At 27.7% G+C, this 26,196-nt stretch carries 25 protein-coding genes and 2 pseudogenes; 19 read left to right on the top strand and 8 right to left on the bottom strand.

The window, feature by feature from the left end; all coding sequences use genetic code 4:
- Window positions 1–8 precede the first annotated feature (8 nt).
- Genes hpt through ligA form a run of 5 tightly spaced genes read left to right on the top strand, consistent with a single transcriptional unit; the run spans window position 9 to window position 5,257 of the window.
- Entirely contained in the window at window positions 9–551 is a 543-nt protein-coding gene (hpt, locus tag V3249_RS03265) for a hypoxanthine phosphoribosyltransferase (RefSeq protein WP_318052464.1), read from the top strand.
- A gap of 9 nt (window positions 552–560) precedes the next feature.
- The gene (locus tag V3249_RS03260) at window positions 561–1,379 is read left to right on the top strand and encodes an energy-coupling factor transporter ATPase (RefSeq protein ID WP_303438358.1); all 819 of its coding nucleotides are present in this window, start codon (window positions 561–563) and stop codon (window positions 1,377–1,379) included.
- Entirely contained in the window at window positions 1,352–2,257 is a 906-nt protein-coding gene (locus tag V3249_RS03255; RefSeq protein ID WP_337897639.1) for an ATP-binding cassette domain-containing protein, read from the top strand. The genes V3249_RS03260 and V3249_RS03255 overlap by 28 nt, the downstream gene beginning before the upstream one ends.
- Complete coding sequence (locus tag V3249_RS03250) at window positions 2,247–3,209, top strand: energy-coupling factor transporter transmembrane component T family protein (RefSeq protein ID WP_069099230.1); 963 nt, start codon at window positions 2,247–2,249, stop codon at window positions 3,207–3,209. Before V3249_RS03255 ends, V3249_RS03250 begins: the two co-directional genes overlap by 11 nt.
- 2 nt (window positions 3,210–3,211) lie before the next feature.
- On the top strand, window positions 3,212–5,257 hold the full coding sequence (ligA, locus tag V3249_RS03245) for an NAD-dependent DNA ligase LigA (protein ID WP_341517493.1): 2,046 nt from the start codon (window positions 3,212–3,214) through the stop codon (window positions 5,255–5,257).
- A 26-nt stretch (window positions 5,258–5,283) separates the two neighbouring features.
- Here the strand turns inward: ligA and V3249_RS04235 are convergent, their stop codons facing one another.
- The 5 genes from V3249_RS04235 to rpsD form a co-directional block, all read right to left on the bottom strand.
- Window positions 5,284–5,343, bottom strand: a complete 60-nt coding sequence (locus tag V3249_RS04235; RefSeq protein WP_425355592.1) for a zinc finger domain-containing protein — start codon at window positions 5,341–5,343, stop codon at window positions 5,284–5,286.
- A 111-nt stretch (window positions 5,344–5,454) separates the two neighbouring features.
- A complete protein-coding gene (locus V3249_RS03240) occupies window positions 5,455–5,595 on the bottom strand; it encodes a hypothetical protein (RefSeq protein ID WP_252263094.1) in 141 nt (46 codons plus the stop codon).
- Between the two features lie 253 nt (window positions 5,596–5,848).
- Window positions 5,849–6,667 carry a DNA-formamidopyrimidine glycosylase gene (gene mutM, locus V3249_RS03235; protein WP_341517492.1) on the bottom strand — a complete coding sequence of 273 codons (819 nt, stop codon included), beginning with the start codon at window positions 6,665–6,667 and terminating at the stop codon, window positions 5,849–5,851.
- A gap of 1 nt (window position 6,668) precedes the next feature.
- Complete coding sequence (gene rpiB, locus V3249_RS03230) at window positions 6,669–7,103, bottom strand: ribose 5-phosphate isomerase B (RefSeq protein WP_341492502.1); 435 nt, start codon at window positions 7,101–7,103, stop codon at window positions 6,669–6,671.
- Between the two features lie 95 nt (window positions 7,104–7,198).
- The gene (gene rpsD, locus V3249_RS03225; protein ID WP_010320876.1) at window positions 7,199–7,816 is read right to left on the bottom strand and encodes a 30S ribosomal protein S4; all 618 of its coding nucleotides are present in this window, start codon (window positions 7,814–7,816) and stop codon (window positions 7,199–7,201) included.
- A 1,266-nt stretch (window positions 7,817–9,082) separates the two neighbouring features.
- On the opposite strand from rpsD, the gene rpsP reads away from it, so the two are divergent.
- The 6 genes from rpsP (at window position 9,083) to pgsA (ending at window position 13,635) form a co-directional block, all read left to right on the top strand.
- Window positions 9,083–9,346: a 30S ribosomal protein S16 gene (rpsP, locus tag V3249_RS03220; RefSeq protein WP_258824858.1), complete on the top strand. Its 264-nt coding sequence runs from the start codon at window positions 9,083–9,085 to the stop codon at window positions 9,344–9,346.
- Window positions 9,347–9,367: 21 nt separating this feature from the next.
- Complete coding sequence (gene trmD, locus V3249_RS03215) at window positions 9,368–10,051, top strand: tRNA (guanosine(37)-N1)-methyltransferase TrmD (protein WP_337897021.1); 684 nt, start codon at window positions 9,368–9,370, stop codon at window positions 10,049–10,051.
- 61 nt (window positions 10,052–10,112) lie between these two features.
- Window positions 10,113–10,475 carry a 50S ribosomal protein L19 gene (gene rplS, locus V3249_RS03210; RefSeq protein ID WP_010320873.1) on the top strand — a complete coding sequence of 121 codons (363 nt, stop codon included), beginning with the start codon at window positions 10,113–10,115 and terminating at the stop codon, window positions 10,473–10,475.
- A gap of 15 nt (window positions 10,476–10,490) precedes the next feature.
- The gene (topA, locus tag V3249_RS03205; RefSeq protein ID WP_341517491.1) at window positions 10,491–12,395 is read left to right on the top strand and encodes a type I DNA topoisomerase; all 1,905 of its coding nucleotides are present in this window, start codon (window positions 10,491–10,493) and stop codon (window positions 12,393–12,395) included.
- Window positions 12,396–12,421: 26 nt separating this feature from the next.
- A complete protein-coding gene (locus V3249_RS03200; RefSeq protein ID WP_337902633.1) occupies window positions 12,422–13,066 on the top strand; it encodes an MHJ_0274 family protein in 645 nt (214 codons plus the stop codon).
- Window positions 13,051–13,635, top strand: coding sequence for a CDP-diacylglycerol--glycerol-3-phosphate 3-phosphatidyltransferase (pgsA, locus tag V3249_RS03195; protein ID WP_337897024.1), 585 nt, complete (start codon window positions 13,051–13,053; stop codon window positions 13,633–13,635). The genes V3249_RS03200 and pgsA overlap by 16 nt, the downstream gene beginning before the upstream one ends.
- A gap of 1 nt (window position 13,636) precedes the next feature.
- Here the strand turns inward: pgsA and V3249_RS03190 are convergent, their stop codons facing one another.
- The gene (locus V3249_RS03190; RefSeq protein WP_337897025.1) at window positions 13,637–15,241 is read right to left on the bottom strand and encodes a CTP synthase; all 1,605 of its coding nucleotides are present in this window, start codon (window positions 15,239–15,241) and stop codon (window positions 13,637–13,639) included.
- A 760-nt stretch (window positions 15,242–16,001) separates the two neighbouring features.
- Here V3249_RS03190 and V3249_RS03185 point away from each other — a divergent pair.
- The 6 genes and pseudogenes from V3249_RS03185 to V3249_RS04230 all read left to right on the top strand — a co-directional run bounded on the left by V3249_RS03185 (window position 16,002) and on the right by V3249_RS04230 (window position 22,577).
- Window positions 16,002–17,528, top strand: coding sequence for an ABC transporter ATP-binding protein (locus tag V3249_RS03185; RefSeq protein WP_341517490.1), 1,527 nt, complete (start codon window positions 16,002–16,004; stop codon window positions 17,526–17,528).
- A 65-nt stretch (window positions 17,529–17,593) separates the two neighbouring features.
- Window positions 17,594–19,171 (top strand): ABC transporter ATP-binding protein, encoded by a 1,578-nt coding sequence (locus V3249_RS03180; RefSeq protein WP_341517489.1) that lies wholly within the window; start codon window positions 17,594–17,596, stop codon window positions 19,169–19,171.
- A 128-nt stretch (window positions 19,172–19,299) separates the two neighbouring features.
- Window positions 19,300–19,844 (top strand): annotated as a pseudogene (locus V3249_RS03175) (transposase); the annotation flags it as partial.
- A 192-nt stretch (window positions 19,845–20,036) separates the two neighbouring features.
- Complete coding sequence (locus tag V3249_RS03170) at window positions 20,037–20,177, top strand: hypothetical protein (RefSeq protein ID WP_252263094.1); 141 nt, start codon at window positions 20,037–20,039, stop codon at window positions 20,175–20,177.
- A 156-nt stretch (window positions 20,178–20,333) separates the two neighbouring features.
- The gene (locus tag V3249_RS03165; protein WP_341517487.1) at window positions 20,334–21,113 is read left to right on the top strand and encodes an IS256 family transposase; all 780 of its coding nucleotides are present in this window, start codon (window positions 20,334–20,336) and stop codon (window positions 21,111–21,113) included.
- Between the two features lie 263 nt (window positions 21,114–21,376).
- Window positions 21,377–22,577 (top strand): annotated as a pseudogene (locus V3249_RS04230) (IS256 family transposase).
- A 338-nt stretch (window positions 22,578–22,915) separates the two neighbouring features.
- Here V3249_RS04230 and V3249_RS03150 read toward each other — a convergent pair.
- The gene (locus tag V3249_RS03150; RefSeq protein ID WP_337902468.1) at window positions 22,916–23,281 is read right to left on the bottom strand and encodes a hypothetical protein; all 366 of its coding nucleotides are present in this window, start codon (window positions 23,279–23,281) and stop codon (window positions 22,916–22,918) included.
- Between the two features lie 477 nt (window positions 23,282–23,758).
- On the opposite strand from V3249_RS03150, the gene V3249_RS03145 reads away from it, so the two are divergent.
- Both V3249_RS03145 and V3249_RS03140 read left to right on the top strand, forming a co-directional pair.
- Entirely contained in the window at window positions 23,759–24,259 is a 501-nt protein-coding gene (locus V3249_RS03145; RefSeq protein ID WP_337896942.1) for a hypothetical protein, read from the top strand.
- A gap of 289 nt (window positions 24,260–24,548) precedes the next feature.
- Window positions 24,549–25,364, top strand: coding sequence for a MurR/RpiR family transcriptional regulator (locus tag V3249_RS03140; RefSeq protein WP_337896943.1), 816 nt, complete (start codon window positions 24,549–24,551; stop codon window positions 25,362–25,364).
- On the opposite strand, the gene V3249_RS03135 is transcribed toward V3249_RS03140, so the two are convergent.
- Complete coding sequence (locus V3249_RS03135; protein ID WP_337896944.1) at window positions 25,351–26,196, bottom strand: FAD synthase; 846 nt, start codon at window positions 26,194–26,196, stop codon at window positions 25,351–25,353. The two genes, V3249_RS03140 and V3249_RS03135, sit on opposite strands and share 14 nt — an antisense overlap.

Genomic DNA, 26,196 nt, shown 5'->3' with positions numbered 1-26,196 from the left:
GGGTTAAAATGATTAACAAACATATTGTAAAAATTTTGTTTGACAATAAACAAATTAAAACTAGAATTGATGAGATTGCAAAGTGAATAAATTTAAACTATAAAAATTCGCAAGAAATTGTTTTTGTTGCGGTTCTTAAAGGTTCATTAATTTTTCTTACTGATTTAATTCAGCAAATCGAAGTTGATTCAATGGTGGATTGCATAATTGCTAAATCCTATTTTGGTGGCACACAATCAGGTGGCGAATTGAAAGTTATTACTGATATTGACCTAAAAATTGAAAATAAAGATGTTATTTTAATTGATGATATTTTTGATTCAGGGATAACCTTGACAAAAATTAGTGAACATTTAAAATTAAAAAAACCAAAATCACTAAAAATAATTACTTTATTTTATAAAAGAGAAAAAAGAAAAACTGATATTGAGCCTGATTATTTTGGCTTTGAAGTTCCCGATGCTTTTCTTGTTGGTTATGGACTTGATTATCAGGAAAAATATCGAAATTGACCTTTTGTTGCAATTTTTGATCCAAACAAAAAGGAATAAAATAAAAAAATGATAAAAGTTACAAATATTTCCTTTAGTTACACTAACGATATGAACCAATTAGCGCTCAAAGATGTTAGTGTAACTTTTGAAAAAGGCAAATATTATGCAATTTTAGGCCACAATGGATCAGGAAAGTCGACATTTTCTAAAATTATTTCCGGAATCGCTAAACCGCAAAAAGGTACAGTTGAAGTTGATTCAATTTTATTAAATAAAGAAAGTCTACCTAAAATTAGAAAGAAAATCGGTATTATTTTTCAAAACCCAGATAATCAATTTGTTGGGGCAACAGTTGAGGACGATATTGCCTTTAGTTTGGAAAATATTAACGAAGATCCAAAAAAAATGCCTAAAATTATTGCAGAATTGGCACAAAAAGTACAAATGCAATCTTATCTCGAGCGCGAGCCACAATTTTTATCTGGCGGTCAAAAGCAAAGAGTTGCTATTGCTTCAGTTTTAGCCCTAAATCCACAAATAATAATTTTTGACGAAATAACTTCAATGCTTGATCCAAAAGGAAAAAGCGATGTTGTTAAAATTTTAGATGACCTCCGTAAAGATAAAAGTAAAACTTTGATTTCAATAACGCACAATATGAACGAAGCGATTTTGGCCGATGAAGTTGTTGTCTTTGCAAAAGGCCAAATTATTGCAAAAGGTGATCCAAAATTAATTTTAAATAATGATGAAATAATTGAAAAAGCCAAAATTGACTCGCCTTTTATTTATAAAATTTCCAAAAACCTTGATTTTATTAGTCCGACCTATGATGAAAATGAATTGCTGGAACAATTATGAAAATTAAAGCAAAAAATATCGTAAAAATTTACGACCAAAAATTACCAATTGAAATAAAAGCGCTTGACAATGTCTCTGTTGAAATTAATCAAGGTGAATTTATCGCAATAATAGGTCAAACTGGCTCAGGAAAAACGACTTTTATCCAACATATGAACGCTCTTTTGCTCCCTGATAAAGGTCAAGTTGAGTATTTTTATTTTGATCAAGAGTCCAAAACTGAAAAAAAATTAGTTGTTGAAAGACCGAGATTTTTAAAATCAAAGTTTAAATTTATAAACCAAATTCGCCGTCGAGTTGGAGTGGTCTTTCAATTTGCTGAATACCAACTTTTTGAGCAAACTATTGAAAAAGATATTATTTTTGGTGCCGTTTCAATGGGAGTAAACAAAGAAGAAGCCAAGAAAAAAGCAGCTGAAATGATAAAACTAGTCGGCCTTGATGAGACTTTTTTAGACAAATCACCTTTTGAACTTTCAGGTGGCCAAAAACGAAGAGTTGCAATTGCCGGAATTTTAGCAATGGATCCGGATATAATTTTTTTTGACGAACCAACGGCAGGTCTTGACCCTCAAGGTTCAGTAAAAATGCTTGAAATATTGGACACTCTTCATAAAAAAGGCAAAACAATCATTTTAGCAACTCATGATCTTGACAGTGTTTTAGAGTGAACAAAACGTTGTATTTTTTTTAAAGATGGTAAAATTATATACGATGGTGAAACTTATCCTATTTTAGATAATAATCAATTTCTTATTGAAAATGAAATGTTACCTACAAATTTGCTAAATTTCCGTGAAAAATTAGTAAAAATAGGATATCCAATCTCAAAAGTAAAGTCAATTGACGAACTCATTAGTCAAATTAATCTATTAATAAAAAAGGAAAAAAATGCAAATTAGTGTTGCTAAATATGTCCCAAGAAACACAATAATTCATAAAATGGACCCCCGACTAAAAATAGCTTTTAACATTCTTTTTGCAGTGCTTTTTTTTGTTACTACCCATTTAGCGACAATTTCAATTCTGCTTTTACTTTCACTTGTTTTTTTCTATATAACAACAAAAAGAGTTAAGCAAATTTTTACTTTAATGAAAATGCCAATAATCATTTTCATAATTATGTTAATAATTTACGGTTTTATTATTGATCACCAAAATATTAATACAATTTTAGGCATTTCATCTGATAATGAACCGCCTAAATATAAAGTTTTAGGCCTAAATCCTGAAGAAACAACGCATTTTATTTCTTGATATTTAGTCGAGCCGACCGTTTTATTTGGAAGTATAAAATTTTCAATTGGAACTGTTAGCATAATTCGCTCTCTAGTTTTAGCGGTTCGAATTTATGGAATGATAATTTCAACTACAATTTTAACTTATTCAACAAAACCATTTTTACTAACCCGTGCAATTGAAGATTTAATTTTACCCTTAAAACTTTTATTTATTCCGACCCATATAATTGCAATGATTATTTCAATCGCAATTCGTTTTATTCCGACTTTGTTACTTGAGGCGACCCGAATTATGAAGGCCCAGTCTTCACGTGGGGTTGATTTTAAACACGGAAAAATTAAGGATAAAGTCAAATCATTAATAACTTTAGTAATCCCACTTTTTGTACTTGCTTTTTCACGGGCTGAAGATCTTTCTAATGCTATGGATGTCCGCGGTTATGATGTTTATGCAAAAAGAAGCCGTTATCGCCGCCTAGTTTTTAACAAGCTTGATTATCTTTTTGCCCTTATTTTTATTGCCCTTATTACTTTAACAGTTTTAATGGAAATGAATATTATTCCAATTTCGCGCCTTCCATTTTGATGACTCTACACTAATCAAAAAATTTAATCATGGAAAATAATTCTAAAATTCGCAATGAAATTCTTGAGCTAAGAAAGCAAATTGAAATTTGAAATCATCATTATTATCAACTGCAAAATCCGCTTGTTGATGATTTAATTTATGACAAAAAGCTGAGAGAATTAATAAATTTGGAGCAAAAATATTACTATCTTTTTACTTTAGACGAACTTAATTCATCGCCAAGCCAACAAGTTGGCAGCAAAATTACATCAAAATTTGCCAAAATTAAACACTCAGTTCCGATGTTATCGCTCAATAAGGCTCATACAAAATCTGAACTTGAAAAATGAGCCCAAAAAGCAATGGTAATTTTAGAAAATGTAACTTTTTTTGTCGAGCCAAAAATTGATGGAATTTCACTTTCACTAATTTATAAAAACGGCCAACTTATTCAAGCACTGACTCGTGGCGATGGCGTTTTTGGCGAGGATGTTTTAGTTAATGTCCTTAAAATTAAAGATGAATTCATCCCTAAGTCAATAGATTATTTTGATGACCTTGAAATAAGAGGGGAAATTTACATAGATAATTTTGCCTTTGAAAGTTTACAAACTGAGACAAATGTCTTTAAAAATCCTCGAAATGCCGCAAGCGGAATTCTTAGACGATATAAAAAGAACCAAAAAGATTCAAATAGCGATGATTTTTCATTTTTAAGCGGATTTTTTTACACACTTGTAGAACCAGAAAAACATAAAATATTTAGACAGTCAGAGGCAATCACTTTTTTAAAAAAATTAGGTTTTAAAACTAATGATTTTCAAAAAAAATGCAATAATTTAAACGAAGTTTTTGACTTTATTGCTCAAATTAAGCAAAAAAGAGACCAACTAAATTACAATATTGACGGCGTTGTTATCAAAATTAATGAGTTTTTCCTTTATGATCAGTTAGGTTTTACGTCAAAATTTCCTCACAGTATTATTGCCTTTAAATTTGAAGATGACGTTGCAAAAACTAAACTACTAGAAATTTTTCCCACAATTGGCAGAACGGGAAAAGTCACATATAATGCCAAAATTGAACCCGTAAATCTTGGTGGTAGTCTTATTTCCTCGGCAGTTTTGCCTAATTATTCTTATATTGAAAATTTAAAATTAAACTTAATGTCTGATGTTTTTGTTAAAAAAGCGGGCGAAATTATCCCGCAAATTATCGGAAGTGTTGAAAAACATGAAAAAACTAACTTTTCAATTGCAAAAAACTGTCCCAAATGTCAGTCTGAACTAATTTTTAGCGAATCAGGAATTGATCAATTTTGTCAAAACAAAAACTGTCCTGGCATAATTCTCCAAAAAATTGTTCACTTTTCATCAAAAGCTGCTTTAAATATTGAAACTTTAGCAGAAAAAAGAATTCAAACACTATTAGATAAAAAAATTATTTCTAATATTTGTGATATTTTTGACCTTAAAAACAACCTTGAAAAAATTTATTCTGAATTTAAACCAAGTCAATTAAATTCAGAAAATAAACGCGCTCCATCTTTACAAATTAAGTCAGTAATTAAATTGCTTAATGAAGTTGAAAAAGCAAAAAACATCGATTTTCATAGGTTAATTTTTGGTTTAGGAATAAAAAATGTTGGAATAAAAGCCGCTAAAATTCTTGCAAGATATGCCAAAAATATTCCTGAATTAAGAAAATTAGATTTTGAAATACTAAAAAATCAAAATGATTTTGGTCCTGTTATAATTAGTTCACTGACTGATTATTTTAATAATCAAGAAAATCAAAAACTACTTGACTGTCTTGAAAATGTGAATTTTGATTTTAAAAACCCAACTGTTTCACCGTCTTCAATTGGTTGAACATCGTTTGCAATTTCAGGCAAATTATCCAAACCAAGACACGAATTTGTTAAAATTATCGAACAAACAGGTGCATATTTTCACACATCAATAACAAAACAAACGGCTTATTTGGTAACGGGCGAATCGACCGGATCAAAAATAGAAAAAGCAATTAAATTAGGTGTTAAAAGAATCTCTGAAGAAGAATTTTGAGAGCTAATAAAAAGTAAAATTGAATAAAAAAACCTATGAATTTATAGGTTTTTTTATTCAATTTGGCAATTTGGACAAAAATAAGTTCCTCTGCCACCAACAACAACTTTTATAATTTTTTCATTGCACTTCCCGAGTTTCCCAGTTTCATAAGGTAATTTTAAAAAAGTATCCGGTTTTAGGGACTTTTTTAAGTTTTTTGGTAAAAGTTGGTTACAATTTTATTAGTGATTTATTAAGATATCAAAGTAAAAATCATATCTATTTCAAATGTTTGGATCGCTAGGGACACCATCGTGTTTTTTAAATATAATTTGCTGATCTAAAGTGTTAAATTCAACCCTTTGTCTTAATTTTTGCAACATCGATACTAAACCAACTTAGTTAATTTTTGTTTTTTCATAATTTATAATTATACCATAAAATTACTTAAAATGCTACCAAATGCTACTTATAAAATTAAGGTTTTACATTAAAAAAACACCGATTTACGGGTGTTTCTTCATATTTATATTCACTAAAAAGTGAATTTTTGTCTTAAAACTGGGAAACTCGGGAATTTTGAGAGCTAATAAAAAGTAAAATTGAATAAAAAAACCTATGAATTTATAGGTTTTTTTATTCAATTTGGCAATTTGGACAAAAATAAGTTCCTCTGCCACCAACAACAACTTTTATAATTTTTTCATTGCACTTGGTACAAGGTAAATTTTTTTTAGTGTGCACTTTCAAAAAATTTTGAAATTTACCTTCTTTAGCATTCAAAGAAGTATATGAATTTATACTTGAGCCGCCTAATTCGATTGATTTTTGCAGAATTTCTTTGCTCTTTTCAACGATTATTTTTGCTTGTTCTAAGGTTATTTGGTTAGCAATTTTGTCTGGAGAAATTTTAGCCGCAAAACAAACCTCATCAGCATAAATATTTCCTAGCCCGCTCATTATTTTCTGATCAAGTAAAATCGATTTGATTGAGCGAGCTGATTTTTTGACTTTTTGGTAAAAATCCTCAACATTTATATAAAAAGGTTCGGGTCCTAAATCGACTAAGGGTTTAGTTTTGAATAAATTAAAACGATCTCTAATAACAAAAGTCCCGAATTTTCGACTATCATTATAATTTAAAACTGAATTATCTGAAAAAATAAAGGAAATATAGTCAAATTTATTTCATTTTGGGTACTTATAAGTAAAATATTTCCCGTTCATTCGTAAATGTGAGAGTAAAACTTTTTGGTTATCTAAGAAAAATAAAATATGTTTAGCCCTATTTTGAACATCAATTATAGTTGAATTTTTCAATATTTTTTGAAATTCAACAAATGAAATTTCTTTTACAAAACTTTCATCTTTAGCCAAAACATTGACTATTTTTTTACCGATAATCTCGTTTTTTAAGGCATTTACAACGGTTACAACTTCTGGCAATTCAGGCATTTTATTTGTCCAATTCGTCAATTCGAGATTGGTGCCGGCCAGCTTCGTAGTGGGCTTCTAAAAATTTATCAATAATTTTTTTAGATTCTTCAAGGGAATTAAATCTACCTGAAAGAGCTAGAGCATTTGCATTATTATGTAATTTGGCCAAAAAAGCATCATTTTCATTTGTTACTCTTGCGGCACGAATTCCTTTAAAACGATTTAGCGCATAAGACATACCAAGACCTGTTCCACAAATTCCAATTCCGATCTGATTTTCATTTTCAAGTAAAAAATTAGCTAATTTTTTCCCATAAATTGCATAAGAACTTGACTCATCATTATATGGCCCTAGGTCGGTAACTTGATGACCTAAGGATTCAAGATATTGAATTATTTCTTTTTTTCTCTCAAAACCAGCATGATCAGAAGATATAGCAAATTTTTTTGGCATTTTTCCCCCTTATTTTTTGTTAAATTATACCATTTTTAACAAAAAAAATCCAAACTAATCAAGGTTTGGATTTTTCAATTATATAGAATATTAGATTATTTACTGTAGAACTCAACAATTAGTGATTCTTTAATTTCCTGATTTAACTCAGAACGTTCCGGACGACGAGAAAAAACAACTTTGAAATTTTGTTTATCGACTTCAAGCCAAGGTGCGGCTGTTTTTGTTTCCAATGCTGTTAAAATTTGCTCGTTTTTACGGATTTTTTCATTTTTTAACTTAGTTAATTCAAATGTATCACCTTGTCTTAATTGATATGATGGAATATTAACTTTTTTTCCATTAACCAAAAAATGACCGTGGCTAACTAATTGACGAGCTTGACGACGAGTTTCGGCAAATCCTGCGCGATATACGGAATTATCAAGTCGAGATTCGAGCGCCTGTAAGAATAAAGTTCCGGCAATACCAGTTTTTTTAGTTGCTTTTTTATATGTATTTCTAAACTGTTTTTCTGATAAACCGTACATAAAACGGACTTTTTGTTTTTCACGAAGGTGAACACCGTAGTCAGAAAGTTTTGAACGTCTTTGACCATGTTGCCCTGGTGCGTATTTTCGTTGTTTACCTTTTGCAAATTCTTTTCCAGTTTCAAGAATAGAAAAGCCAACACGACGTGATTTTTTAAAAATTGGGCCTGTATAGCGTGACATTTTTTCTCCTTTTACTAATTTAATTTGCATTTTTAGACTAAAAAGAGAAAACTAAATATTTATTAAATGAATTCAAAATCTAATGTTTTCACCAACAGCAGGATACTCACAAATCTTGACAAATTTTGAATTTTTTTTAACAATATTTAATGCTGTTAATTTAAAAATGCAAAATAATTATAGCACAATTTGAAATTTTTGCAATATTTTTCCGAATTTTTAATTTCATTGGGTGACTAAATTTTATTTAATAAAGAATTTACCGCCTTGAAATTATAGTAGACCTTTTGTTAATATTTAACCACAAAAGAATAATTAACAAAACTCCTGAGTTTTACAGTTTGATGCCAAAAATTCACTTTTTAGCGAATATAAATACGCAAAAATACCGCTAAATCACGTTTTTTGACGCTAAAATCTTAATTTTATTATTCTAAAATTAACCTTCTGCAAAAAAAAAAAAAAATGCTTGGTCTAAAATAAAATTATGTTATAATAAATCTAACTAAGAATAATTAATAAATTTGGATTTTAGAATTAAGGGGGACTTAGTTATGTTTTTTGTCTAATAAAATCAGACAGTGCGAATTATCCATTATATTTTTAAATATGATGGAATGCCTTAAATTTAACCGTTTAGAAATCTACAAATTTATGGCTTTTGGTTTTTGTTCTTTCAAAACTTCATATGTTTTTTTAGGCTCGACGCAAATAAAAACGAGTTTTCTATTTGCATTGAGTTTAAATAGTAGTTTTTTTTATGATTTTTGCCAGTATTTTAACTAAAAAGCAGTTTAAAAATTTTGTAATTTTACTTTTTAAGTTAAAATTTTTATGTTTAAATTTAAAAAATTTAGATTTTATGGTAAAATATCTTTATTCAATTCTAATTTGGAAATTTATGAAACAATTTAGATTTAAATAATTTTATCAACAAAGATTTTTGCAAAACTAGCCACATCAATCCTATGATGAAAAGCTTCGAAAAAAGTTCCTTTGTTTTAGTAAATAACCATAAAAAAACAAAATTTATCGCTATAACGCAACAATCAACTGTTAAAAAAAATTAGAACCACTTTTCTTAGAGAATATTTTAACTAAATATTTAATATATTTCAAGAAACAATAAAATTAACTGTGTTTGCTAATCTTTTTAGATTTTTCACGCTCAAAAATTATTTAAAAATTTGTTTTTTTATTATTTTATGATATAATTATTTAATTGCTTAATGAAAATAACCCAAAAAAGCTAGTAAAGGAACTAAAATGGTAAAAATTCGTCTTCAAAGAATGGGCTCTAAATTTAGTCCAATTTATAAAATAGTTGTCGCAGATGTGCGTGCACCTCGTGATGGTCGTTTTATTGAATCACTTGGATTTTATGATCCTCAGAAAAAAGTTGCTAGGGTTAATTTAGAAAAAACATATCGTTGATTGCATATAGGCGCTCAAACAACAAACACTGTGCGAACTATTTTTTCTAAAAAAGGTATTTTTGAAACTTTTTTAGAACAAAAACATTCAGCATAAAGTTCTTTCAAAACTTAAAAGATGAAAATTAATGTTTTAACATTGTTTCCCCGCTATTTTGAAACCTTTACTTCTGAATCAATCATTGGAAAGGCAATTCAAAGAGGAGATATATCAGTTAATATTATTAATTTTCGCGATTTTAGTCAAAATAAGCATCAAAAAGTAGATGATTATGTTTATGGCGGTGGCCCTGGTTTACTTTTGCAAATTCAGCCAGTTGTTGATGCTCTTGAAAAGGTTGGAGGCATAAAAATAGCTCTGAGCCCTCAAGGTAAAAAATTTGACCAAAATATTGCAAAAAAATTAGCAAAAGAGCCAGAAATAACTCTTTTATGTGGTCATTATGAAGGTTTTGATCAAAGAATTATTGATAATTTCATCGATTTTGAATTGTCTTTAGGTGATTTTGTTTTAACTGGGGGCGAAATAGCTGCAATGGCAATAATTGATGCAATTTCGCGTTTACAGCCAAACGTAATAAACCCAAATTCTTTAGATAATGAAACTTTTAATAATTTTTTATTAGATTATCCTCAATATTCTCGACCAGCAAATTTTCGTGGGTTATTAGTTCCTGAAGTTTTAATTTCAGGCAATCATAAAGAAATTGAATCCTGGCGTCAAAAGCAAAGAGAAATTAATACCCAAAAAAAACGCCCTGATTTATGAGAGAAGTATATAAAATTTAAAGAAAAAAAATAGTTAAATAAATTTTTTTTATTATAATTTATAAATCAACAAAAAAATTTTTAAGGAGTAAGACATGCAAACAAGATTAATGGAAATTGTTGAAGCAACCCAAATACGTGATTTCCAAACTTTTCAGCCAGGCGATAACGTTCGTGTTCACGTTAAAATTCAAGAAGGTAATAAAAGTAGAATTCAAATTTTTGAAGGTTTAGTAATTAAATTTAAGAAAAATGGGCTATCTTCAAGCTTTGTGGTTCGTAAAATTTCCCACGGCGTTGGTGTTGAGAGAACATTTTTACTTCATTCTCCACTTGTTGACAAAATTGAAGTTGTCCGTTCAAACAAAGTTCGTCGCGCAAAATTATATTATATGAAGGAACGTTCTGGAAAATCTGCACGTCTTAAAGAAATTAAAAGAAAAGAATTAAAAAGTTAAAATTGTCCTTAAATCGTGGAAAAGCTAATAATTGTTGAATCTCCAAATAAAATCAATACGATTTCATCTTATCTAGATTCATCTTATACAGTAACATCTTGTGTTGGTCACATTACAAATTTGGCTAAAACCGGTGAATTTGGGCTTGGAATTAATTTAAAAACCTGAACACCTTCTTATGTAATTGATAAAACTAAGAGAAAAACTGTAACTGAATTAAAAAAATTAGCAAAAAAAGCTAAAACAGTCATTATAGCAACCGATGCTGATCGCGAGGGTGAGGCAATTGGTGCTTCACTTGTTGAATATCTAGATGTCGGTGATAAATATGAACGGATAAAATATAACGAAATTACAAAACCAGCAATTATTTCTGCTCTTGAAAATCCGGATCGTATCAATCAAAATTTGGTAAATTCCCAGCAAACTAGACGAATGCTTGATCGAATTATTGGCTTTCGTCTTTCTTCGTTGTTAAAAACTAAAATTCAAAATGCACCTAAAATTCCTGCTGCTGGACGTGTCCAATCTATTGGACTAAAGTTAGTTGTTGAAAGGGAAGAAGAAATTAAAGCTTTTATTCCCGAGGTTTATTTTAATCTTTCAATTCTATTAAAAGATGAAAAACACAATTCTTTTGAGGTTAATTACTATAATCCTGAAAATGAGTCCAAAAAAGCTGACTGGATTTTTTCCCAAGAATCTCTGGCAGAAATCACAAATGAAATTAAAGCTAATCCGTTTCTAATTCTTGATGAATTTAAGGTTTCCCAAAAAAAGGATGCTAAAATTTCACCTTTAAAACAAGCGACTGTTTTTAAAAAGATGTCGCAGTATTCGTCTTCTTCTGTTTCATTATCACTACAAAAACTTTATGAAGGTTTTGGAGATCATGGTTTAATTTCCTATCCAAGAACTGATTCAACTCGTCTTAGTGAAACTTTTCTTCAAAAAGGACGCGAATTTATTTCAAAAAATTTTGGTAAAGATTATATAGCTAAATCAATCAAAGGTTTTGCTGGTGATCAAGATGCCCACGAGGCCATTAGACCAACAGATTTAGAACTTAGCCCTGAACAAGCAAAAGAAAAATATCCTTTAAGTCAACTAGATTTCCAAATTTACCAATTAGTTTATAATACAACACTTGCAGCAATGATGGAAGTTCCTGTTCGGAAAATTACCCGTCTATTATTTAAAACATCCTCAAAAAAACACAATTTTACTTATTCATTTTCAGAATTTGTATTTGATGGATACTTCAAGGCAACTGAACTTCCTGAATTAAAATTCAAACCTGAATTTGAATCATTAGATAATTTAGTTGACTCAAAATTTGAAGTTGAGTCAAATTTTGAGAAAACTATTAAAGAATCCAGGCATGAAACCCAACCACCGGCAAGATTTAATGATGGTACTTTAATTGAAAAGTTAGATGATATCAAAGTTGGCCGTCCATCAACTTTTGCAATCTCAGTGAAAAAACTTAAAGATCACTTATATGTTCAAAGTGAGTCAAAAGCGTTAATTCCGAGCGAATTTGGGCGAATAGTTTTGGAAAATCTTTTAAAAATTTCACCAGATATTATTAATACTAATTTTACGGCTAAAATTGAAGAAGAACTTGACTTGATTGCTCAAGGAAAACAAGATTATAAAGAATTTCTTGATAATTTTTGGACAAAAATAGAGCAAATTACAGATTCATCAAAACCGCTTGAAAAAATAGTTATGGAAATTGAAACAACTGGTGAAAAATGTCCTGAATGCAGTATGGATTTGGTTTATCGTTACAATCGAAAAACTTCACAGCGTTTTATTGCATGTAGTGGTTTTCCTAAATGTCGCTTTCTAAAACCTGATCCTGAAAGCAAAAATACCTATAATTTTAAGGCAAAATTTAAGAAAAAAACAAAATAGATAGCTATATTTTTTAATTTTTATTTATGGTTGATACTAATTTAATAGTCGTAATTGCACTGCTCACAACACTAATCATAGGATTTTTAGCCTATGGTTTTATTTCAAATCGTCTTAAATTAAGGCGACTAAAGATAGAAAAAGCTGAACTTAAGGAATTAAGCAACAAAACCTTAGCAATTTTTTTAGCACGAATTATTGTAATAATTGAAAAAAATATTGATTTAGTATCAAATTTTGTTGTTGGCGCTAATCTTAAAATGTCAGATGTAAACAATTTAGCACGCGTTCACCTTGAGGTTCTCCAAAATGATCAAGTTGTGTCCCAAATTATTCAAACAGGGTATGAAACTGAAAAAATTTTTTTCAATAATATAAATATTTTATCCAAAAGTAAATCAAATTTATGAGCAAAACATAATACTAAGGAACTTAATTATTTTACTGATTTTGCTAGTTATTTGAAAAAATTTGACAAAACTATCCTTGGATTATATAATGACGAAAAAATCCGCTTTTTGAAATACTATAGTCATTTAATTGCTGATTTAAAACAAAAAAAAGTTAAAATTGACGATCTCTCAACATTAAGTCAGCAATATTTTGATCAAAATCGCATTCCGACAAAACCGATTAAGCTACCTTTTTGAAAAAAATGAAGAAAAAAATAGATATTTTATTTTATTTTATTAATTTTTTAACTTTTTTTCGTCTTCTTGGCGGCTTAATAATTTTTATTTTACTCTTTCTTTTTTCCAAATATAATTATTTTTCGCTATTTTATATAGCGTTTTTCTTTTTTGTTGCTTCAAGTTTGACCGATTTTCTTGATGGTTACCTTGCCCGAAAATTTAGACTTGAGTCAGAATTAGGCAAAATTTTTGACCCAATAACTGATAAAATACTGACAACCACAACCTTTTTTCTCTTATCTTATTTAGAATTAACGCCGTGATATCTTGTTTTGGTTTTTGTTTTGCGCGACATTATTGTTGATGGCTTTCGTATTTTTCTTGCGAAAAAAAATATTAACGTAGCTGCTAATTTTTTAGGAAAACTAAAGACAGTTTTACAAATTTTAGCGATTATTATTATTTTCCTTGGATACTCAATTAGTACTGAAATTTTTATAAAACACTATTATTTATTTAATTTAACAACTATTTTTGCAGCAATTATATCAGTGATTTCTGGGATTTATTATGTTGCCCCTGTTTTTAAATTAGTAAAAAAACAATAATTTAGTACTTATTTTTAATAATTGTTTCAAAGAAGCTATTAAAAAGCGGGTGAGATTCTAGCGGTCTTGTTACAAATTCAGGATGATATTGGACACCAATATAAAAAATATGAGATTTAGATTCACAAACTTCAATTAAATTAGAAACTGAATCTCGGCCAGTAAAACTAAAGTCAGAATTCTCAAGTTGGTTAACATATTTTTGAACAACTTCAAATCGATGACGGTGTCTTTCATATGCAAAAGAAGTTCCATAAATTTGGGCAATTCTGGAATTTTGCGCAAAAACAACCTTATACTCACCAAGTCTGAGAGTTCCACCAATTTGAAGTTTAGAACCATCAATTTTATTATAATCAAGAACACTTGTTTGGTTAGGTTTTTCTGCTAAAAATTCAGCTGAATGTGCGTTTTTAATCCCATTTAGTCGCGCAATTGCAACTGTCATTGCTTGCATTCCAAGGCAAATTCCAAATGTTGGAATATTATTTTGATAAGTAAAAATAGCAGATTCTACTTTATTTTCAAATCCACGAAAACCAAAACCTGGTAAAATTATTATTCCATCAAATTTTTCTAACTGACTAGTTGAAAAGTTTAGATCAGCGGTATTAATAAATTCTAATTCTAAATTTATTTTTTGGTAGGCGGCTGTTATTTTTAGCGCTTCTAAAATTGACTTATAAGCATCTAAAAATTGTGTGTATTTTCCAAGTGCACCTATTTTTATTGTTTTATCTCATTTTTTTAATAATAAATTAGTAAAATCTCGCCATTTGTCTAATTTAGGTTGTCTATGTTCTAATTCAAAATGTGAAAAAATAGCATTTAATAGGTTACTTTTTTCTAATAACAACGGAAGTTGGTAGATATTTTTAAGATTCGGAATTACAATAACATTTTCTAATGGCAAAAAGGCACTTTTTGCAACTTTTTTTGCAACATGATCATCAATTTGATCATGTTCAAGACGCAAAAAAATCGCATTTGCACGAATTCCGCGCGAATTTAATTCAGCTATAGAAAACTGAGCCGGTTTAGTTTTAAATTCATTAGAAGCATTCAAAAAAGGAATGTAGGTTGTGTGAATAAAAAACACATTTTTAAAATTTGACTCAGCGGCCATCTGTGAAGCTGCAAAGAAAAACGGATTTGATTCCATATCACCAACAGTCCCACCAATTTCAACTAAAATAAAATCACTTTGGTATTTATTACCAACACTTTTGATTCGCGAAATAATTTCATCAATTACATGCGGAATTATTTGGACAGTTTTTCCTTGATAAAAACCTTTTCTTTCTTTCTTAATAATTGAAAGTAAAATTTTACCACTTGTGTGATTTGAATCTTTTGAAAAATTTTGACCAACAAATCGCTCGTAATGACCTAAATCTAAATCAGTTTCACCACCATCGGCGGTTACAAAAACTTCACCATGTTCATAAGGTGATAAAACCCCTGGATCAACATTTAAATATGGATCCAGTTTCAAAATATAAACCGAATAGCCGCAATTTTTTAATAAATTAGCAACCGAAGCAACTGAAACACCTTTACCAATCCCGGATAAAACTCCACCGCTGACAAAAATATATTTTGGCATAATTTTTCCTTTGATAACAAATTATACCATAAATTTCATTTTTTCCTATAAATTGTTAAAAAATTAGCATAATAATTTGTAAGAAAACATTTTTAAGTTAATACGAAAATGCTGCATTGAATTAGCACAAAAAATTTAACTTTTTAATTTTTAAGCAAAAGGAGATTTTCTTCACACTAGTAAAGATTAAAAAAAACAAATTACTATTAAAGCCAAGAAAAAATGTCTCGTTTTTTAGTAAATTAGATATTATTTATTATTTTTAAGTTTTAATTTGAAATACTGAAAGATTAATAACATGCAACAGATTCATAGTTTTTTTGATTTAGTTAGTTTTATTTAATGCCTATAACCAATAAAAAGCATAGAAAATTTTATTAGTTTTTTCTTTTTAAAATTATATTAAAATGTTAAAATTATCAAAAAAATATTGCGGGTGTATGCGATGAAATTCCTACATTTAATTTTATTACCACAATCAGACAAAACTACATTTTTTGGGCATGTTAGACAAATTTTCTAGAAACTTTATATGTTTAAGTTCTAAAACAGAAAAAATATTAAGTAAAATTTCATTATTTAATGACAAGTTTTTTAATAAAACTTCTGATTTTTTAGTTAATATTCCCCAAAAAAATTTAAAAATTAATAATTATAAGTCAAAAATTTATACCTCTATAATAATAATTTCAGAACTATTCGCTTAATTACTTGCCCTAAATGTTTATACTATCTTAATTAGAATAATTGTGGAGAAAAAATGAACATTTTCAAATTATTCAACCTAGCAAGAGCAAAATTCATACTAATAATTTTTATAATATTTATAAAAGAAGTAGGTCTTCTAGTTCACATTTTTAGTTATAAATTTGTTATTGAATTTTTTGCTGAAGAAAAACCTACCCTTAATTTAGGTTTCACCTTGGTTATGCTTATAGCACCACTTGGAATTTTTATCCTTTTTTCATTTCTAAAAGGTTGGATTTTTAGTCTTTTAGAAATGGATATCAGGAATAAATTAAGCGATATTATTATTAAAAAAATTCAAAACAGTCACTATTTTAACTTGAAATTTAACAGAAATTCTATGATTTCCTGGTTTAATTACGATCTTAGACTTGCTTTAGAAATAATTGGTAACTTTTTAAACATAATAACTCCACTTATATCAATTTTTGGCGGAATCTCATTAATGATAGTTTTGTCATTAAATTGAAGTTGAATTTTAATTTTATCGACCATGATTTTAAGTTTCGTTTTGCTATTTTTTCAACAAAAAATTAACAATTTTGCATCAGAACCTGTCATGAATCTATCAAGAGATAGCGAAATTTTTTCACAGTATAATTTAGGACTTCTTAATTCATTTAAATCATTCTATTTTCACAATAAAATAGAAAAATTTAAACAATTATTTTACACAAGTTATAAAAATTTTTCCAAAAAACAAATAAAAGAGTATAAAAAACTGACAAAGTTAAATGTTTGATTAAATTTTTTATTTAGTATTTCAATAGCATTTATTATAATGGAAATATCAGTTTTAACATTTTATAATTTTTATAGTTTGACGATTTTTCTATCACTACTTTTATACTCAAATCAATTGCATTCTGACATTGGAGAAATTGTCCTCGGATTATTTTCATTCAAACAATCGTCATTTTTGTATGACAAAATTGTTGAAGATAATAATTTGTCAGAACAAAAAATAATTATTGAAGAACCTATTAATAGTATTAATTTTCAAAATGTTAGTTTTAAATTTGAAGATAAAACTATAGTTGATAATTTCAATTTTATTTTCGAAAAAAATAAAAAATACTTGATTTCAGCACCAAATGGCGCCGGCAAATCCACACTAATTAAAATAATTTCTGGAGTTTATGACACTTATGAAGGCAAAATCTTAATAAATAATAACTATGAGCAAAAAGAATTGAGCCAAAAATATCTAAGAGACCAAATTGGACTTATTGATAACCAAAATTTGATTTTTAATACAAGTCTCAAAAACAACATTACTTTATTTGCAGAAAATCCAGATTATCAAAAGCTAAATTCAATTCTGAAATCACTAGAAATTGACTTTGACCTTGAGACCCAAATTAGTACTAATAGTCTTTCAGAAGGCCAAAAACAAAAAATTGTTTTTGCACGGCTCCAATATTCTCCTATTAAATTTTGACTAATTGATGAAGCTTTTGACAATATTCAGAAGGATTATTCAAATATTTTAATAGGTCAATTGTTAAAAAACCCCCGAATTAACTATTATTTTTGTTAGTCATCATATAAGTGATTTGCAAAAATTAGGCTTTGATGAAATAATTAACCTGGAGAAAAATAATCATGAAAAAAATAGTTAAATTGCATATTTTTAATATTTTTTATTCACTTTTTATATTTTGTATCGTTGGTCTTTCAGTAGTTACAAAAAGATTTTTATACCAGGCTTTATCAGACAATAATCAAATTAAAATGTGAATTTGGTTAGGGTTAGATATGTTTGCAATTATAATTAGTTCTCTTTTATCCGTTATTTATAATTCACTTTTTTCAAGAATTTTTGGACAATTAAGTGCGGTAAAATTAATTAAAGAAAAATTGAGTATATTTAACAATTTATCATATAAGGAATATGTTAAAAATACGCCTGGAAACTATTTTTCATTGTTTTTTAATGAGGCTTTCACAAAGGGCGAGACACTTTTTGCATTTTTATTTTATATTATTTCTTTAATTTTTCCAATTATAGCAATTTTGGCAACTATTTTTTATATAAATCCAATAATTGGATCAATAGTTTTTGGTTTGACTTTGGCTTGAATTAGTTTTCCCGTTTTTTTTAGAAAATTTTTTAGTGAAAAAATTAGACAACAACTAGATTCGCTTGAAAATTTAAACAGCGAATTTAGCGAAAAACTAAATAAATTTGAGGCATTTTTATTTTTCGGTAAAATTCATTTACTAAAAAAAATCCTAACACCAACATCAAAAAACGCAAGTTTTATGCAAAGAAAATATAGATTGTGGGATCAATTTAATACAAATATAAATTTAACAATTCGCAAATTATTTTTAATTTTAACGGATTTAGCAATCATTTTTTTGGGAATTTATTATGAAAATCCTGCATCAACAATTATTGCATTGGTAACTATCAATAGTGCCAATCAGTTATTTATCAGTAATTTTAACACCTTTATTGTTGTGAGTGTTCAATATTTATCACTGAAAAAACAATTTAAAGATTCTAAATTAAATGAAAATAAACCTAAAACAAACTTGAATTTTGATGATTTTACAGAAAAAATTCATAAAATTAGCGTCAAAAACTTGAATTTTGACTATGAAGACAAAAAAGTGCTAGAAAATATTAATTTTGAAATTATAGGCGGCAAAAAATATTTGCTTCAAGGCGATAATGGCTCTGGAAAATCGACATTTTTAAAGATTTTAATGGGTATCGAGCGCGATTATGAAGGTGAGATTTTTTTCAATTCAACTAATTTAAAAACAATTTCTGATAAAAATATTGTTCAAAATATAAGTTTTATTGATAATAGTCCGTCCTTAATTGAGGGTAATTTAGCTGAAAATATCAGTTTTTATTCAAAAACTGATCTTGGAAAAATCAATGAATTAATTAATTTAGTTAATTTAAATGAGCTAAAAAATAAAAATTTAATTAATTACCAAGAAAAAACAGATCTATCAGTTGGCCAAAAACAGTTAATTAATTTTGCAAGTCATGTTTTTGAAACAAAAAAAATATTAATTATTGATGAAGGTTTTTCAAATCTTGACAAATCAAATATTAATAATCTTATAAATTGGCTACTTGAGCAAGATGTTACCGTCTTGTTAGTTTTGCATAATTTAGACCAAAATTTAGCTGAAAAATTCGATTTTTGTCTAAAATTTTAAAAAGGTAATGTTAAATATTTTGTGTTTTTAAAGTAAATTTATTTTGATAAAATTTATTATGAAGGACCAAAATATGAAAAAACAGCAAAAAACATTATCCCCATTTGAGTTAGAAGCTAAAAAACTTGTTGACAAATACGCTGATTATAAAAAAATAAAAAAAGAAGATTTTCACAACGAAATTTCGCATATGTTTAAAACTTTTACTGAGGCGCTCTTAAGGGCGGAATTAAGCCAACATTTAGGCTATGAAAAAAGTAACCGAAGCAAAAAAGGCGTGCATAGGCCAAATAAGCGAAACGGATTTTCGGACAAAACTGTGAATTATAATCATAATAGTTTTCGTCTAAAAATACCAAGAGATCGAAATGGCACTTTTGAGAACAAATTACTCGGTAAATACGAAACAAATTTAGGCGATATCGAAGAGCAAGTGTTTTCACTTTTTGCATCAGGAATGTCATATGAAAATATTGTTAACACAATAAAAAGTATCTATAAAAAAGAAATAAGTAATGCCTGAATTTCTTCAGTTACTGACAAATTATTGCCTGAAATTGAAAAGTGAAAATCGCGAAAAATTGAGAATTCCTATCCAATTTTGTACATTGATGGGATGTTTTTTAATGTTAAAGAAAACGGTGTTTTTGTCAAAAAATCACTTTATCTTATTCCCGAGTTTCCCAGTTTTAAGACAAAAATTCACTTTTTAGTGAATATAAATATGAAGAAACACCCGTAAATCGGTGTTTTTTTAATGTAAAACCTTAATTTTATAAGTAGCATTTGGTAGCATTTTAAGTAATTTTATGGTATAATTATAAATTATGAAAAAACAAAAATTAACTAAGTTGGTTTAGTATCGATGTTGCAAAAATTAAGACAAAGGGTTGAATTTAACACTTTAGATCAGCAAATTATATTTAAAAAACACGATGGTGTCCCTAGCGATCCAAACATTTGAAATAGATATGATTTTTACTTTGATATCTTAATAAATCACTAATAAAATTGTAACCAACTTTTACCAAAAAACTTAAAAAAGTCCCTAAAACCGGATACTTTTTTAAAATTACCTTATGAAACTGGGAAACTCGGGATAAAAAGTATCTATAAAAAAGAAATAAGTAATGCCTGAATTTCTTCAGTTACTGACAAATTATTGCCTGAAATTGAAAAGTGAAAATCGCGAAAAATTGAGAATTCCTATCCAATTTTGTACATTGATGGGATGTTTTTTAATGTTAAAGAAAACGGTGTTTTTGTCAAAAAATCACTTTATCTTATTCTTGCAATTGATTGGGACGGAAATAAAAAAGCACTGGGATTTTGGATTAAAAATACCGAATCAGCAAGTAATTGACTTGATGTTTTTAACGAACTAAAAACTCGCGGGCTGGAAGATGTTCTAATAATTTCTTGCGATAATCTAAGCGGAATTAGTCAAGCAATTGAAGCGGTTTTCCCGCAAACAGATGTTCAAAAATGTGTTGTTCACCAAATTAGAAACTCGCTTTTAAAAGTTTCTAACAAAGACAAAAAAGAGTTTGTCCTTGATATGAAAAAGATTTATCAAGCGGCTAATCAAGAATTTGCAATGCAAAATCTTGATAAATTTGCGGAAAAATGAGGCCAAAAATATCCTTCAATTATCAAGTCTTGGTATACAAATTTCGTTGAACTAACGACATTTTTTAAATATCCATATGAATTGAGGCAAGCAATTTATACGACAAATTTAATTGAGTCAATGAATAGAATAATTAGGAAAAATACAAAAACAAAAGGCGGAATTCAAAGTGTAAATTACCTTTCAAAAATAACTTATTTAACTCTCCAAAACGCATCTACAAAATGACAAAAGGTAAGAAATTGATTCATGATTAAAAAACAATTAGAAATTATTTTCCCTAATCGGTTAAATAATGTAAAATTAAATTAGATTACATTTCTATTTGAAAAATCCATAAAAATTTAAAACACAAGATTATGAACACACCCTTTAAAAATATCAATGTATAAAATAAAAAATTTCTTTTTTTACCTTATCAAGTAAAAAAAGAAATTTTTTGCCCATCAATTTCGATAATATTAAGTTATTTTGTGTTCTAATGTAAATCTTTTTTGATAAAATTTATGTAAAGGACCAAAATATGAAAAAAGAGCAAAAAAATTTATCTCCATCGCAGTTAAAAGTTGAAAAAATTGCTAGCAAATACGCTGATTATAAAAAATTAAAAAAAGAAGATTTTCACAACGAAATTTCGCATATGTTTAAAACTTTTGTTGAGATGCTCTTAAATGTGGAATTAAGCCAACATTTAGGCTATGAAACACACAACCGAAGTAAAAAAGGTGTGCATAGACCCAATAAGCGAAACGGGTTTTCGGTCAAAACTGTGAATTATAATAGTAATAATATTCGTCTAAAAATACCAAGAGATCGAAATGGCACTTTTCAGAATAAATTCACCGGTAAATACCAAAAGAATTTAGGAGATATCGAAGAGCAAGTCTTTTCGCTTTTTGCATCAGGGATGTCATATGAAAATATAGTTGACACAATAAAAAATATCTATAAAAATGAAATAAGTAGCACCTGAATTTCTTCAATTACTGACAAATTATTACCCGAAATTGAAAAGTGAAAATCGCAAAAAATTGAGAATTGCTATCCAATTTTGTATATTGATGACATGTTTTTTGATGTTAAAGAAAACGGTGTTTTTGTCAAAAAATCACTTTATCTTATTCTTGCAATTGATTGGCAAGGCAATAAAAAAGTACTGGGATTTTGGATTAAAAATACCGAATCAGAAAGTAATTGACTTGATGTTTTTAGCGAACTAAAAACTCGCGGTCTGGAAGATGTTCTAATAATTTCTTGTGATAATCTAAACGGAATTAGTCAAGCAATTGAAGAGGTTTTCCCACAAGCATATGTTAAAATGTGTTGTTCACCAAATTAAAAACCACTTTTAAAAGTTTCTAACAAGGACAAAAAAGAACTTTACCTCTTATATGAAAAAGATTTATCAAGCAAATAATCAAGAATTTGCAATGCAAAATCTTGGTGAATTTGCGAAAAAATTATACCAAAAATATAATTAAATTATCAAATCTTGGTATGTAAATTTGGTTGAATTAACGACATTTTTTAAATATCCATATGAATTAAGGCAAGGAATTTATACGACAAATTCAATTGAATCAGTGAATAAATTAATTAGGAAAATACAAAAATAAAAGGGGAATTCAAAGTGTGAATTGCCTTTCAAAAATAACTTATTTAACGCTCCAAAACGGATCTAAAAAATGACAAATGCAGGAAAGAAATTGCCACATAATTAAAAAACAATTTGAAATTATTTTCCCTAGTTTGTTAAATAATGCAAAATTAAATTAGATTTCTATTTGAAAAATGCATAAAAATTTAAAACACAAAATTATAAACACTCACAAAAAATCATTAAAATTCTTTAAATTATGAAAAAATATATTTATTTTTGTGTAGCTCTTAAATGAAATAGATAGTCAAAAAATGTTTTAATAGTACTTAGGTCAAAATTAGTACTATTAAAATAAAATATTCTGTTTTTAATAGTCTGGATGTGGTCTATTTCTATTTTGTAAGTTTGGTTCTACTTATATGCCTCTTTACATGCAGTGTTCATTAAATAGCTTTTTGCCTACTTATTATTTATTACAGTCTGGGTTTTAAAAGCGAATGCAATAACTAGCTCGTTAGTAGAATTCGAGATCAATACGACCTTTTGGAAAAGGTTCATGTTTTTCATTAAATACTGATTTGTAAAATTCACCTGGTGTATTTGCGAAAGTTACAAGTTCTAGGTCTTTATTTTTAAATTGATCTTCTCAATTCTTTAGTATTGCGTTTAAAACATTAGTAATTAAATTTCCAGAAAAATTTAAGCGTTGAAGTATTTTAAAAAGTTCGATAATTTGGGTTTGGCGGGTAATTCTAACTTCGGCAATAAGTCCATCAAAATAAACCTCACAAAATGCTATTCTAATAGGTGTACTTTGTAATTGTTGATAAGTAAGGTTATAAGGTTTTAATACGATAACTTTTTTTCGAATGCATACCACTGTTCATAAGCAACTTGATATGAGTCTGTAGGTTTAAGATATAATCGCTCGTTTATTTTAAATGTTTTCATTATTTAGTTAAGTCCTCCAAATTATGAAATTGTTCATTTTTTTACTAATTTATAGCTTAAATCTATAAGTGTAAAAATGTAGTGTCAGTATTATTTTGTTTTATTCTAATAAGAAATTATACAATAAAAAAAAAAAAAAGTAAGTAATTTAGTATACGAATTTTAGACGCATTCGAAAAAAGGTGTGTCAAAATGAAACAATACAAATTCGCAGTTGAAGAGAAATTTAAATACATTAAAATTGCCAAAACTAAAGGATTAAAAATTGAATTTTACCTTTTAAAGAAAAATTTAGACAAATTTACAAAATAAATCAAAAAGTAAAAATCTGCATAAAGAATGAAATTTGCATATATATGGTAATAATTTGATAGTAAATTGGCAAAAAAAGTATTATAATAATGGTATGAAAAGTCCAATAAGTGCTGGTGGGAAAAACAAATCTCCACGCAAACCAAAAAAGAAATATACAATTAACGATCTTTCTGAAAATGATCGTGTAATTTATCAAGAAATAGTGGAAAATGTTCTTAGAAGATCAGGGATTAAGCACGCAATTGTTGTTGAGGAGCTTAAAAAACGAAAACAAGAACAAGAAAAATATAAAGATAAAATCGAAAATAGCACTAGAATTTCTAGTATTTTAAATGTTAATCGTACTTCGATTTATGAAAAAATAAGGGTGAAAAAACCACCAAAGGAAATGATTTATGATGAAAAGTTACTTGAGTGAATTCGTAAAACTTTCATTTTAAATCGAAAAGCAAAAGGGCGCGACGCCCTATATAAGATTTACAAAAATGAGGGAAATTTTGTATCCACGTACGTATTTCAAAAACACTACGAATTTTTAGGAATAAAATCATTAGCTTATAAAAAGAAAGGAAAAGAAGCGCCAAAAGAGTAAAAGTTTTGGTGAATTTAACCTGAAGATCATATCAAAAGCGAATTTAGTTCAGAAAATTTTGTTGAAAAATGGTTTGCTGATATTAAATTTATAAAAATTAAGGTTGAATCATAAAATGTGAGATAAACTTTAATGAAATATAAAAAAATGTGCTAAATTTACTTTATAATTGTGTTTGAAAATAATTTTTTCGGAGTTTTAGCCCTTGATTTTATAAATTTTTTTAATAGTATAAAAATTTATAAAATTTATATAATTTTTTTTATTTTTTTAGTATAATTAAATTATTATGAGTGTACTTACTATTTCGAAAAATTTTAAATTAACACATATTGAAAAACTAATAATTCGTTTCATAGAAACAAAACCACAAAAATTTGTGGAACTGACAATTAACGAACTTGCTGCAATTTTATTTATTAGCGTCGGAACAATTACTCAATTAACTAAAAAACTTGGCTTTAATAATTTTAAAGAACTAAAAAAATTCGTAATTGAATGACTAAAAATCGATAAAGAAAACAATTTATATAACGAAAATGATGAAATTGAGAACATAAATCTTCTTTATGCTCACAGTATTGAAAAAACTTTGGCAATTTTAGATGTTAATCAAATTAATCGCATTGCTAATTTGATGTTAAAAATGGATAAAATTATTGTTTTTGGTGCGGGCGCATCCGTAGTTGCCGCAACTGAATTTACACATAATTTAAGAAATTTACACTTAAATGCTTTTAGGGCTAATTCAATCACTGATATTGCTGCCTGAGTTGATTCGCCTATGAATACTTGTTTATTTATTTTTTCAACTTCTATGACCTCAAAAAGTGCACTTGCGATTGCTAAACTATTAAAGCAACAACAAATTTACACTATTTTTATTACTTCTAATATTTCACTCGAGCCGACTCAATATTCAGAAGTTGTTTATATTGATAATTTAGAGCAAAATAATAGTCTTTTTTCAATTGGTGCAAAAATATCCCAACTTTTTGTGGCAGACTTATTAACTACAAAACTTCAAAGAGAACTAAATGTTAACCGCTCAGATTTATATACCGAATTTATGCGTGTTTGACATAGAAAAACTAAATTTGACTAATTTTTGTGTGTTTTTCTTTGAATAATTGTTTTGCATTTTCAATGTCTTGATCTTTCAAGACATTGTTTTTTTGTGAATAAATAAGGCGAATCTGTTTGATAATCTCGAGAAAACATGAATGTGCATTTGGCTGTTCAAAAAAATGAACTTTTCCGGTCGGGCTATCAAATTCTATATGAATAATGACCGGAAATTTTATATTTTCATTTATATTAACAAAATAGCCAAGATAAATCCCTGGAGCAGGACAAATTAATGTTGGATCTCAAGTAAATTTTCCTTCTGGACTAATTGAGGTGCTAACTAAAAAATTTGAAGCCAAAAACTTATTTAAATTTTCAAAGTCACCAAATTCAAGGAAAAGTTTTAAATTTTTTGTTGAAATTTTTTTATTATTTTCGGCTAAATGATCAATAATTTTAGTTTTGGGGAAGAAATTTTGCAATTTCTTCGAATTTCAACTAGCGTTTTTGCCAAAACTAAAATTTTTGCCAACAACAAAAAATTTAGCACCATAATTTAAAAAAATTTCAATAAATTCTTGGCCATCAAGTTCTTGCATTTTGGAGTCAAAGTCAAAAATTAAAATATTTTTAACGCCAGAATTAGCCATCATTTGAATACGAGCATCAAGATCAGTGAAATTTTTGCCTGTATTTTTTGGTAGTTTTGACGGATCTCTAATCAGCATTAAGATAATATTTTGCCCTAAAATTGTTGCATTTTTAAGGAGTTCAAGGTGACCTAAATGAAATGATTCAAATCCACCCAGAACAAAAACAGGATCAGCAAAATCAAATTTTGAGCTTGGATAATAAAAGACTTTTGTCAT

The organism is Mesomycoplasma ovipneumoniae, from assembly GCF_038095995.1.
Classification (GTDB): Bacteria; Bacillota_I; Bacilli_A; order Mycoplasmatales; family Metamycoplasmataceae; genus Mesomycoplasma; species Mesomycoplasma ovipneumoniae_F.
This window is presented reverse-complemented; position numbering and strand designations above follow the sequence as displayed.